14 protein-coding genes are annotated in these 12,248 nt (G+C 36.1%); 1 reads left to right on the forward strand and 13 read right to left on the reverse strand.

Annotated elements, in window-relative coordinates:
* Positions 1-195: 195 nt before the first annotated feature.
* The 7 genes from atpG to BLW74_RS10180 all read right to left on the reverse strand — a co-directional run bounded on the left by atpG (position 196) and on the right by BLW74_RS10180 (position 5,623).
* The gene (gene atpG, locus BLW74_RS10150) at positions 196-1,059 is read right to left on the reverse strand and encodes an ATP synthase F1 subunit gamma (RefSeq protein WP_089692296.1); all 864 of its coding nucleotides are present in this window, start codon (positions 1,057-1,059) and stop codon (positions 196-198) included.
* A gap of 76 nt (positions 1,060-1,135) precedes the next feature.
* Positions 1,136-2,713 carry a F0F1 ATP synthase subunit alpha gene (atpA, locus tag BLW74_RS10155; protein ID WP_089692297.1) on the reverse strand — a complete coding sequence of 526 codons (1,578 nt, stop codon included), beginning with the start codon at positions 2,711-2,713 and terminating at the stop codon, positions 1,136-1,138.
* Between the two features lie 16 nt (positions 2,714-2,729).
* Entirely contained in the window at positions 2,730-3,269 is a 540-nt protein-coding gene (atpH, locus tag BLW74_RS10160; protein ID WP_089692298.1) for an ATP synthase F1 subunit delta, read from the reverse strand.
* 2 nt (positions 3,270-3,271) lie between these two features.
* On the reverse strand, positions 3,272-3,769 hold the full coding sequence (locus tag BLW74_RS10165; RefSeq protein ID WP_002979110.1) for a F0F1 ATP synthase subunit B: 498 nt from the start codon (positions 3,767-3,769) through the stop codon (positions 3,272-3,274).
* An 83-nt stretch (positions 3,770-3,852) separates the two neighbouring features.
* Positions 3,853-4,047, reverse strand: a complete 195-nt coding sequence (atpE, locus tag BLW74_RS10170; RefSeq protein ID WP_002979108.1) for an ATP synthase F0 subunit C — start codon at positions 4,045-4,047, stop codon at positions 3,853-3,855.
* Between the two features lie 47 nt (positions 4,048-4,094).
* A complete protein-coding gene (gene atpB / locus BLW74_RS10175; RefSeq protein ID WP_089692299.1) occupies positions 4,095-5,192 on the reverse strand; it encodes a F0F1 ATP synthase subunit A in 1,098 nt (365 codons plus the stop codon).
* Between the two features lie 59 nt (positions 5,193-5,251).
* Positions 5,252-5,623, reverse strand: a complete 372-nt coding sequence (locus tag BLW74_RS10180; RefSeq protein ID WP_089692300.1) for a hypothetical protein — start codon at positions 5,621-5,623, stop codon at positions 5,252-5,254.
* Positions 5,624-5,779: 156 nt separating this feature from the next.
* Between BLW74_RS10180 and ffh the strand changes: the two genes are divergently transcribed.
* Positions 5,780-7,141, forward strand: a complete 1,362-nt coding sequence (ffh, locus tag BLW74_RS10185; protein WP_089692301.1) for a signal recognition particle protein — start codon at positions 5,780-5,782, stop codon at positions 7,139-7,141.
* 69 nt (positions 7,142-7,210) lie between these two features.
* Here ffh and BLW74_RS10190 read toward each other — a convergent pair whose 3' ends face one another.
* The 6 genes from BLW74_RS10190 to BLW74_RS10215 all read right to left on the reverse strand — a co-directional run bounded on the left by BLW74_RS10190 (position 7,211) and on the right by BLW74_RS10215 (position 12,197).
* Entirely contained in the window at positions 7,211-7,864 is a 654-nt protein-coding gene (locus BLW74_RS10190; protein WP_089692302.1) for a porin family protein, read from the reverse strand.
* A gap of 84 nt (positions 7,865-7,948) precedes the next feature.
* Positions 7,949-8,611 carry an outer membrane beta-barrel protein gene (locus BLW74_RS10195; RefSeq protein ID WP_089692303.1) on the reverse strand — a complete coding sequence of 221 codons (663 nt, stop codon included), beginning with the start codon at positions 8,609-8,611 and terminating at the stop codon, positions 7,949-7,951.
* Positions 8,612-8,686: 75 nt separating this feature from the next.
* Positions 8,687-9,355, reverse strand: a complete 669-nt coding sequence (locus BLW74_RS10200) for an outer membrane beta-barrel protein (RefSeq protein ID WP_089692304.1) — start codon at positions 9,353-9,355, stop codon at positions 8,687-8,689.
* A gap of 452 nt (positions 9,356-9,807) precedes the next feature.
* Positions 9,808-10,308, reverse strand: a complete 501-nt coding sequence (locus tag BLW74_RS10205) for a hypothetical protein (protein ID WP_089692305.1) — start codon at positions 10,306-10,308, stop codon at positions 9,808-9,810.
* Between the two features lie 145 nt (positions 10,309-10,453).
* Entirely contained in the window at positions 10,454-11,119 is a 666-nt protein-coding gene (locus tag BLW74_RS10210; protein ID WP_089692306.1) for a porin family protein, read from the reverse strand.
* A gap of 118 nt (positions 11,120-11,237) precedes the next feature.
* Entirely contained in the window at positions 11,238-12,197 is a 960-nt protein-coding gene (locus BLW74_RS10215; RefSeq protein WP_002979097.1) for a PhoH family protein, read from the reverse strand.
* Positions 12,198-12,248: the final 51 nt, after the last annotated feature.

Raw genomic sequence — 12,248 nt, forward strand, 5'->3', positions numbered from 1 at the left:
CAATTAATGATTTTTCCAAAGCATAAAATGAAGCGACATAACATTGCTATTTTTTAATAAAAAAAATAATTGAAGTGTATATTCATTTCTTTGAAAAAAGAAGGTTTTTGAGCCCTAAGTAACGTTTTCTGAATTTATTTCAATAAAAAAGCACCGAAATTATCGGTGCTTTTCGTGGTATAGTAAAATAATTCTTTAAGAATTTTTCAAAGCTTCTGCTCCGGAAACAATTTCCAAAATTTCGTTGGTAATTGCCGCCTGTCTTGCTTTGTTGTAGAAGATCTTAAGATCATTTCTCAAAGCTTCCGCATTATCTGTCGCTTTGTGCATAGCGGTCATTCTCGCTCCGTGCTCAGATGCTACTGAATCCAGAATAGCTTTGAAAACCTGAGTTTTGATAGACTTTGGAATCAAATTATCAAGAATCTCTGTTCTGTTAGGTTCAAAGATATAATCAGTTTCTACTTGCGGCTCAGTGTTTTCAGGCATTGAGATCGGAAGAAGTTTTTCTGTAGTTACTTCCTGAGTAGCCGCATTAACGAATTTGTTATAGATAACATACACTTCGTCAAATTTACCTTCTTTGAAGCTGGTCATTACACCTTCCGTGATATGAGCAACTGCGTCGAAGCTAAGATTATCATAAACAGAGCTTCCGTTAGTATATACCGTACGGCTTTTTCTTACAGCATCATATACTTTTTTACCTACAGGAAGAACTTCAATCTCGTACTGAGCGTTGTTCTGAAACTGAAGGTTAAGCTCTTTTACGATAGAAGAGTTAAAAGCTCCCGCAAGACCTCTGTTTGAAGTAACAGCGATGAATAGTACTCTTTTAACCTCTCTTTTCTGAGCATATACAGAAATCTGATCAGGATCAGAGCTAGAATTTACATTCTGGATAAGCTCCTGTAATTTTTCAGAATAAGGTCTCAACATTACGATTGCATCCTGTGCTTTTTTTAGTTTCGCTGCGGAAACCATCTTCATAGCACGTGTAATCTGCATCGTAGATGAAATTGACGTAATTCTGCCTCGTATTTCTTTTAAGTTTGCCATTAATTTGGGTTCAAAGTTTAAGGTCTAAAGTTTAAGGCTTAAAACGCTATATTTTAAACCTTAAACATTGAATTTTTTAGTTGTATTTAGATGCTAAATCGTTAGCTGCCTGCTTAAGAACGCTGGTAATATCGTTATCAATTTTTCCAGATTTAATAGCAGCCATTGTATCAGGGTGCTTAGATCTCAGGAACTCGATATACTCGTGCTGGAATTCTTTAATCTTGTTTAACGGAACGTTTCTCATTAAGTTTTCTGTTCCAGCATAAACGATTGCTACCTGGCTGTCTACAGGAAGTGGTGCATTTACCGGCTGCTTAAGGATTTCCACGTTTCTTTCTCCTTTAGAGATCACCGCTAAAGTAGAAGCATCAAGGTCAGAACCGAATTTAGCAAACGCTTCAAGTTCTTTATACTGAGCCTGGTCAAGTTTTAATGTACCAGAAACTTTTTTCATTGATTTGATCTGAGCGTTACCTCCTACCCTTGATACAGAGATACCCACGTTGATCGCAGGACGTACCCCTGAGTTGAATAGATCAGACTCCAGGAAGATCTGTCCGTCTGTAATAGAGATTACGTTTGTAGGGATATACGCAGAAACGTCACCAGCCTGAGTTTCGATAATTGGAAGGGCTGTTAATGAACCACCTCCTTTTACGATTGGTTTAAGAGACTCCGGCAAATCGTTCATTTGCTTGGCAATGTTATCATCAGCGATTACTTTTGCTGCTCTTTCCAATAGTCTTGAGTGAAGGTAGAATACGTCTCCAGGGTAAGCTTCACGGCCCGGTGGTCTTCTCAATAGTAGAGAAAGCTCACGGTAAGCAACAGCTTGTTTAGATAAATCATCATAAACGATAAGCGCAGGTCTACCAGTGTCTCTGAAGAACTCACCGATAGAAGCTCCTGCCATTGCAGAATATACCTGCATTGGAACCGGGTCTGATGCGTTAGCTGCAACAATTACCGTATAAGCCAAAGCACCTTTATCAGAAAGGGTTTTAACAATTTGTGCTACAGTAGAAGCTTTCTGACCGATAGCAACATATATACAATATACTGGATTACCAGCATCAAAGAATTCTTTTTGGTTGATGATCGTATCAATAGCAACAGTAGTTTTACCTGTCTGTCTGTCACCGATGATAAGCTCTCTCTGACCTCTTCCTACAGGGATCATCGCATCAATAGCAACGATACCAGACTGTAAAGGCTCAGTTACCGGCTGTCTGAAGATTACTCCAGGAGCCTTTCTTTCCAATGGCATTTCGTATAAATCCCCAGTAATAGGACCTTTACCATCGATAGGGTTACCAAGAGTATCTACTACTCTTCCTAACATACCTTCTCCTACTTTGATAGAAGAGATTCTGTTTGTTCTTCTTACTGTATCACCTTCTTTTACTAATTTACTTTCACCAAGTAGAGCAACACCCACGTTGTCTTCTTCAAGGTTAAGTACAATACCTTCTACATCACTAGAAAATTTCACCAACTCTCCGTATTGTACGTTTTCTAACCCGTATACACGAGCAATACCATCACCGATGGTTAAAACTGTACCTACTTCCTCAACGTTTGATTGAGTATCGAAGTTGGCCAATTGCTGTTTTAAGATCGCAGATACTTCTGCCGGATTTATTTCTGCCATTGTATGGTTGTTTTTCTTAATTTAATTGGAAATCTTTTTTAACTTGGTTCAGTTTTGTCTTCACAGACGCGTCTACCTGCTGGTCACCTACTCTCAGAACGTATCCTCCAAGAATTTCAGGCTTAACAATCACTTTCAGGTCAAAGTTTGAATCAGCATTGACAAGATTAGTAGATCTTAAAATCTGGTCAATATTTTCTTTTGAAAGTGAAGTTGCTGTAGTAAGCGTTACTCTTTGTACACCGCTAAGGTCTTCTACTTTATTAATGAATTCCTGAGCGATATTTTTCAGTTGATTTTCACGGCCATGCTTAATCACCAATCTGATCAGGTTCTGAGAAGAAACAGATAAACCTTTGAAAATTTCGTTTGCTACTTCTATTTTCTTTTTAGAATCGATATAAGGAGTCATGAAAAATTTATTTAAGTCCGCAGACTCTTTCATGATCTTTACTACATCTTTCATTTCAGAAAATACAGTAGCCGTTTGACCTGACTCGTTTGTGAAATCAAGTAAACCTTGTGCGTATCTTTTAGCTACTTTAGATGTAAGCATTCTTAGTTAAGGTTTGATTTGTTTAAATAATTTTGAACTAATTCGTTTTGAGCTTCGCTGTTGTCTAATTTTTGTTTCAAAATAGACTCAGCAATGTTTACAGATAAAGTACCGATTTGAGTTTTGATGTCTGCCATAGCAGCATTTTTCTCAGCATTGATAGTCTGTTTAGCAGCTTCGATCATTTTGTCTCCTTCAGCTTTAGCAACATCTTTAGCTTCCCCTACGATTCTGTCTTTAATTTCTCTGGCTTCTTTAAGGATAGCATCTCTTTCGATTTTAGCTTCACGAATGATTCTTTCGTTATCCTCTTTTAAAGTTTCCATTTCTTTTCTAGCTAATTTAGCTTGATTAAGAGCGTCAACAATAGATGTTTCTCTGTCATTGATAGACTTTAAAATAGGTTTCCAAGCGAATTTACCTAACAAAAATAATAATGCTAGAAAAATAACAGACTGGATAATAAATAATCCTGATGAAAACTGATGAATTAATTCCATTATATAAATGTATAAATAATTATTACTTTTTTTAAAGAACCATTATCTGTAACCAACCGTCACAGATAATGGTCTGATTTTAATTAGTTTACTGCGAATAGAGCAGCAAACGCAACACCTTCAACAAGTGCAGCTGCGATAAGCATAGCTGTTTGGATTTTTCCAGATTGCTCAGGTTGTCTAGCGATAGCTTCAAGAGCAGCAGCTCCGATTTTACCAAGACCGATACCTACACCTAGTACTACGATACCAGCACCTACAATTTTAGGGATTTCCATAATATATAATTTTAAAAAATTTGTTTTACTTTAATTTACAATTTCAATTAGTGAGCTGCATGATGTTCGTGCTCGTGCTCTTCTACTGCCATTCCGATAAACAGCGCAGATAACATGGTAAAGATATAAGCCTGCAGGAACGCTACTAACACTTCCAATAAATAGATTACCAATGTTAAGAACGGGAAAGCAACACCTGCGATAAAGTTCTTAAATACATAGATCAATCCGATCAAACTCATTACAACGATGTGACCTGCAGTCATGTTTGCAAAAAGACGGATCATCAAAGCAAATGGTTTAGTGATTGTTCCTAATAATTCGATTGGCAACATGATCAATTTCATCGGTACAGGAACTCCCGGCATCCAGAAGATGTGCTTCCAGTAATCTTTATTAGCAGAGAATGTAGTAATTAAATAAGTAAGGATCGCCAAGAAGAATGTCATTGTAATATTACCTGTAACATTAATTCCGAATGGCATTAATCCTAAAACGTTCAGGAAAAGAATAAAGAAGAATACGGTTAATAAATAACCCATGAATCTCTTATACTTATGTCCGATGTTTGGAATAGCAACTTCATCTCTTACGAAAATGATTAATGGCTCTAAAAATCTTGCAGCTCCTGTAGGAACAACTGACTTTTTGTAAGACTTAGCCATACCCCCGAACAACACTAACATAAATATTGAAACTAATAAAATAATCAGCACACTCTTTGTTATTGAAAGATCTAATGGCTTTTCGTTAGTTGGGTGGCCGTGGTCATCCAGCGTTAAAGTTCCAGCTGAATCAGTTTTATAGATTTTTTCATGGTGCAATACATAAAAATTTCCATCAACTTCAGTAGGTTCTCCGTGCATAAACCCTTCCTTGTTGCTCATGAAAGAGTGAAAACCGTTATCATATATAATAACAGGAAGAGGAAAACCAATGTGGTGACCTTCTTTATCAACCATCAATGTGAAATCATGTGCATCCAACAAGTGATGATCGATGAACTCTTTGTTTTCTTTGCTCACTTTGTCTTTCTCTGAAAGCTCTTGAGCAGGAGCTGCCCCAGCAGTAGCTTCTCCGTGCTGTGCAGACACTAAGTTTAATACAAAAATACTGTAGAATAAAACTGCGAATTTCTTAAACATTGATAGGTTTTTTTCGTTGTGCAAAAATATGATATTTTTTCTAGTTTCAATAAATTATTTTACTGTTTTTTATCATGATTAATCAGCTTGATTGCATAGTATGTAAGCAGGGCTGTCAGGACAAAATAAGGAATTATAAAATGAAATTTGTAGCCTGGAATCACTTCAAAGTTCAGTTTTTTTCTGATCAGGTACATTAAACCAAATTTTAAAAGGATCAAACCGATGACAGACAATCCTAAAAATTCCGGTGCCACCCTATTGATTAAAATAATTAGAGTGATCATCATCATAAACATGACACTCAAAAAAAGATAAAATTTAATAATGACAATTTCATTCAGATGAAAAACAAATTTCCAAAGGGAAAAATGCGCCAGAAACGTCAGGAAGAATAAAATGACAACAAGAATATTGGGATTGATTTTCATTCTAAATTTTAATTGACCGCAAAAATAGACTTTTTCTATCGTATTATCATAAGATTTGATATATATCATTTTTCTTATCTATATAATATTACGTGCAGGACAGTTTAGATATGCTAAAAATTCCTTATTTTTGCAAACCTATAATTTACAATAAATATGTTTAATAGTTTACAGGATAAATTAGACAAGGCATTACACAATATTTCCGGTAGAGGAAAAATTACCGAAATCAATGTGGCGGAAACCGTAAAGGAGATCCGAAGAGCATTGGTAGATGCCGACGTTAACTATAAGGTTGCAAAAGATCTTACCAAAAGAGTTCAGGATAAAGCATTAGGAGAGAACGTTCTTACTTCCCTTACTCCGGGACAGCTGATGACTAAAATTGTTCATGACGAACTGGTAGACCTTATGGGAGGTTCCCAGGAAGGAATCAATCTTTCAGGAAAACCTTCTGTAATCCTTATTGCTGGTCTTCAGGGATCTGGTAAGACTACTTTCTCAGGAAAACTTGCTAATTATTTACAGACAAAAAGAAATAAAAAACCTTTATTGGTAGCATGTGACGTTTACCGTCCTGCAGCGATTGATCAGCTGAAAGTATTGGGAGGACAGATCAAAGTTCCTGTTTATACTGAAGAAGGTGCTACCAATCCATCTACTATTGCTGAAAATGCGATCAATTTTGCAAAAGCAAACGGTCATGATGTTGTGATCGTGGATACAGCAGGTCGTTTAGCTATTGATGAGCAGATGATGAACGAGATCAAATCTGTACATTACTTCATTAAGCCTAACGAAACGTTATTCGTTGTTGACTCAATGACAGGTCAGGATGCTGTGAATACGGCAAAAGCCTTCAATGATGCTTTGAACTTTGACGGAGTTGTTTTAACAAAATTAGATGGTGATACAAGAGGGGGAGCTGCATTAACGATCCGTTCCGTTGTTGAAAAGCCAATTAAGTTTATCTCCACAGGGGAAAAAATGGAAGCTTTAGATCTTTTCTACCCGGAAAGGATGGCAGACAGAATCCTGGGAATGGGAGACGTTGTTTCCTTAGTAGAAAGAGCTCAGGAACAGTTTGATGAAGAAGAAGCGAAAAAACTTCACAAAAAAATTGCTAAAAACGAGTTCGGTTTTGATGATTTCCTTAAGCAGATCAACCAGATCAAGAAGATGGGTAACATGAAAGACCTTATGGGAATGATTCCCGGAGTTGGAAAAGCAATTAAGGACGTAGAAATCAGTGATGATGCATTCAAGCACATTGAAGCGATTATTTACTCTATGACTCCTGAAGAAAGAAGAAGACCTTCTATCATCAACACTCAGAGAAAGGGAAGAATTGCCAAAGGAGCAGGAAGAAAAATAGAAGATGTGAATCAACTGATGAAACAGTTCGATCAGATGGGTAAAATGATGAAAATGATGCAGGGCCCTCAAGGAAAGCAAATGATGCAGATGATGAGCAAAATGCCAAATATGCCTGGAATGGGTGGCATGTTTGGAAAATAAGAAATACAAGATCATTTATAAAAAAACTCTCAGAAATTCTGAGAGTTTTTATTTTTATACCGGATCTGTTTATTTAAACTTGTACCCTATTCCTAACTGGAAGAAATTCATTTTGAGTTTTTCTCCGTCCACCGGATTTTTGATCATATTCGTAAGACCGAAGCTGTAGCGCGCATCTACAAATAATCCTTTATACACATTATAATCAGCTCCTAAGAATAAACCGAATTCTGTAGACTTCAGACCATTATCAAAATAATTTTCAAGGTATTTTTCACCTTCGTTGATAGCAGATGGATTCGACTGCGCCCCACTCACTTCAATTTTAACTTTTGTATTGGTTCTGAAACTCACGTATGGACCGGCATAAAGCCCTAGTTCAGGAGTTGCATAATATCTTGCAGATACAGGAATAACAATTCTGTTAAAATGCAGTTTTTCCGTTACGGTAACTCCAGAAGCTTTTACTACTGCTTTACCTCCCAGGTTAGCATATTCCACTTCTCCCTGTAACGCAAATTTATTGTTCAGTTTATGCTCAACCAAACCTCCGATATAAAAACCGGATTTGGATTTAAGACTTGCTCCTATCCCGTCAAAATTGACACTATTAGCATCGGAATTTAATGTTGACAAAGCATAACCTGCTTTTACACCGAATGTAGTTTGTGCATTTAAACCTGCAAATAAAGCGATTGCAGACGCTAATAAAATTTTTTTCATGATTTATTGTATTAAAAAAATGTTTGCAAAAATACAAAAAAGCCTTGAGAAACCTCAGGACTTTCTTACTATATGCTTTGTTTACTATTTTGCAAATATATATTTTACTCCAAAAGTAACGGCAGCCAGATTAAGGTCAAATTTGTAGCTATTATTTCTTTTAGCACCTTCAACATCTCTTTTGTAGCTATTGTAGCCAAACTCCCCTATTGTTGCTTCAATGGACCAGTTTTTACTGACGAAATAATCTAATCCCGGCTTGATATTCACTCCGATGTTGGTATAGTTATTTTTTTGTGTAAACGGAGCGGAAAGTATAGGGTCTCCGCCGTCACCTTCACTGTTAAAATCCATTTTTTCCTTTCCCAATTCCAACGGAACCTGTAATTGTCCGAATATGTATAATTTATCAGATAAAGTCCAGTATTTTCTCACGAATGGAGCAACAACAAAAGCATTATCTGTATTTTTAATCTCGATGGTATTAATAAATCCGAAACCCCTAACGTTATATTTTGTAACGGCACTTTTATAGCCTATACCAAGTCCTACTGCCAAGTTGTTATTAACGAAATAACCAGCTGTAGGAAGGATTCTGATCACATCTTCCTTTCTCTTGGTTTCAAATTCGTTTTTCTCATTGTGATAATATCCTACCTGTCCTGAAAGGTAAGAAGTTCCTTTTGCAATCTGTGCGTGTGACCATCCAAAGAGTGCAACAGCGCCCATCAATACGATTTTTTTCATGACTATTATATTAGTTTTTAAATAGAGAAAAAGCCCTAAGATTTCTCAGGGCTTTCTTGCTATATGCTTTGTTTATTATTTTGCAAATACATATTTAACTCCGAAAGTTACAGAAGATAAATTCAATCCGAAGTTGTAGTTGTTGGTAGCATCACCATCTTTTGGCTTGTAGTTGTTATAACCGAACTCACCGATAGTAGCTTCAATAGACCAGTTTTTGTTTAGGAAATAATCCAAACCTGGCTTCACAGTAACACCAATTTTAGTGTATTTAGCTTCAGAAGAAGTAGAGCTAGATGCTACAGAAGTTCCTGAACCTGTTGTAGTTGTAGCTACAGAATTGCTTTCATTTTCAGTTTTACCAAACTGCATTGGAACTGCTAATTGTCCGAAGAAATATAACTTGTCAGATAAAGTCCAGTATTTTCTTACGAATGGAGCAACAACAAAAGCTGGAGTTTTAACTACACTTTCGTTTACGATTGTAGTGTTTCCTAAAGTTGTAGTAGTAGATACAGTGTTCTTTTCAGTTTGGTATCCTACTCCTAATCCGATTGCTAAGTTCGTGTTTACGAAATAACCAACTGTAGGTAATACATTGAAGTTTTCTTTTTTATCGTTACCGTTGTTAGATTCTACTTGAGAGTAACCAACAGATCCTGATAAATATGTAGTTCCTTTAGCAATCTGAGCGTTTGATAAACCAAAAAGTGCAACAGCACCCGCTAATAATATTTTTTTCATTGTAAAAAATTTTAATACTTTCTGAGGGCAAATTTACAGTGGTACCCAGTAATATTAAAATTTGTTAATGTGATTAATATCATTATTAAAATTTAGGGTTTTGTAAGAATAAATCCTACTTAGGAGAAGTTGTTGAGTTTTTCACAATTTTATGAATAAAAAAATTCTATTTTTTCAACAAGACCCCGATATATTTATTTTTTCAGATTTTTATTTTTTTTGTAAAAGTGCATGAATTCAGGGAAAACACCCAAATTAATTAACCTAAAATATTAATATCTAAGTTATTATCTCTTAAAATTTAAACATTTGTTTACATTAGAGCCTGATTCTGCATTTTTTCTCGCGGCTGTCAGCCTGTTGAAATATATATTTTGACAGAAATCCATGTTATATTTACAAACAAAAGAACTCCGGCCTTTGGCCGGAGTTCTTATTATGCAATTGCTTTCTTATTTTATAAAGAAATTATAACCAAGGTTAACGGCGCCTACATTCCAGCTGTATCTTCCCCATCCCGGAAGATCACGCTTGTTGCTGATAGACTGATATCCGATATACAACTCTCCTTTAGACATCTGATATCCAAATTTAGGCTGTGCATAGAAACCGCCATCTACTCCATCTTTTGTAGAAATACCATATCCAAGGTCTAAACCTACAAAGATAGGAGCCCCGGAGAATCTGTATTTACCGGAAACTGCTACAGGAACAAATCCGAAATCATCAAAATGATCTTTTCCGAAGAAATGAGAATATCCTGTGGTTACCCCAAGATCAAAACCTTTAGCAATATTCCACATGTAAGCTGCATCTACTCCTAATGTAAACGAAGATGCATCACTTGCATCAGATACGGGAACACCAATATGTCCGCCGATTTTAAAACCTTCCTGCGCCTGGGCAGCACCTCCTAAAAGTGCAAAAGCACCTAGTAATAATAGTTTTTTCATTTTTTTAGTAGCTTTGAATTACGGTGCAAAAATACTAATTATTTTCATCATAAATAAAAATCACACGAATCATATACTACATAATAAAAAAAACAGAACAATTTTTGTTCTGTTTTTTTTTATTTTCCGGATAAGATTTTCAGAATTAGTTTCCTCCGAATTTGAAACCTACACCCACCTGTACAAAGCTGTTTGTAAGCTTTTCATTCCCCTCTGCATGCTTGGCAAGGTTAGAAACACCAAGGTTGTATCTTGCATCAAAGAACAATCCGTTTTCCAATGCATATTCAGCACCCAGGAACGGAGCGATATTCAAAGTATTCATTTGATCTTTAATATCTCTTTCATCATTAGCATCAATCTCGAATCCCGGAATTCCGAATCCAAAATCAGCTGTAAGCTTCTGCTTTGCAGAAAGAATTACCCCAAAGCTTGCTCCTGCAGAAACTGATAATCCTTCAGTGATGAAATACTTAGCAGAAATAGGCACCAAAAGAGTGTGATAAGTCTGCTTTGCTTTTACATTTAAAAAAGCAGTCGGATCATCCGGATCAGCTTCAGCCACGTTTACTTTACCTCCAAGTGGAGAATATAAAAGTTCTCCCTGAAGAGCAAATTTATCACTCAGTTTATATTCAGCGATACCACCAATATAAAATGTATGTAGTGGATCTGAATTTTCAGACTGTCCGTCTCCTTTTAATTTAACTGTAGAATAAGAGTATCCGGCTTTCGGACCAAAACGAAATTCTTGTGCGTTTGCAGAAATTCCCATAACAGCGACTGCTGCAACCAGTAAAAGTTTTTTCATGTTTAGTTAGTTTTTACATTTAAGGATTGCAAAACTAATTAATTTTTTCAAATTAACAAATTTTAACTAAACATTTAAAGGTTAATAAAAGGTTAACAGCAATTTCGCCCACTCAAGATTAATCGTTTCTCAGTCTTTTTTCTTCGTCGTTGTATGCAAGGATGATCTTTCTTACTACAGGATGTCTTACTACATCTTCTTCTGTAAGATGGACAAAACCGATCTCTTTTACACCATTTAAAATCCTCATTGCTTCTTTCAGTCCCGACTGTTGATTTTTCGGAAGGTCAATCTGACTGGGATCTCCCGTGATGATGAACTTGGCATTCATTCCCATTCTGGTAAGAAACATCTTCATCTGTGCATGAGTGGTATTCTGTGCTTCATCAAGAATCACAAAAGCATCATCCAGAGTACGTCCTCTCATGAAAGCTAAAGGAGCTACTTCAATAACTTTTTTCTCCATAAAACCTTCCAGCTTTTCATGCGGAATCATATCACGAAGGGCATCATACAATGGCTGTAAATAAGGATCCAGCTTTTCTTTCAAATCACCGGGAAGGAATCCAAGACTTTCCCCTGCTTCTACAGCCGGTCTGGTGAGAATAATTCTTTTGACTTCCTTATCTCTTAAAGCTCTTGCTGCCAATGCCACGCTGGTATAGGTTTTCCCGGTACCTGCAGGCCCAATGGCAAAAACCATATCCTTCTTTTCTGTTTCTTTTACCAGCTTTTTAAGGTTGGTCGTCTTCGCTTTAATGACTTTTCCGTTAACTCCTTTTACGATGATATCCTGATCAAATACCAGTTGTTTCTCGTTTTCGTCTTTAATATTCAATATATTTTCAACGTCTTTCAGTCCTATTGAATTGTTTTTGGAGATAAAGCTGACGATATCGTCCAGTTTTTGTTTCAGTATGTCTAGAGCCTCCTGATTTCCCATCGCAAAGATAAAATGATCTCTTCCTGTGATTTTGATGGTTGGAAAGCTTGATTTTATTAAGTTGAAATATTGGTTATTAACTCCATAGAAGATTTTCGCGTCGATATCTTCCAAATCATATGTTAATTCAAACATGCAGTATTTTTATTTTTAGATCTTAAAATTAAAGCTTTTTTTCAAATTTAT

The organism is Chryseobacterium culicis (assembly GCF_900108365.1).
GTDB classification, from domain to species: domain Bacteria; phylum Bacteroidota; class Bacteroidia; order Flavobacteriales; family Weeksellaceae; genus Chryseobacterium; species Chryseobacterium culicis.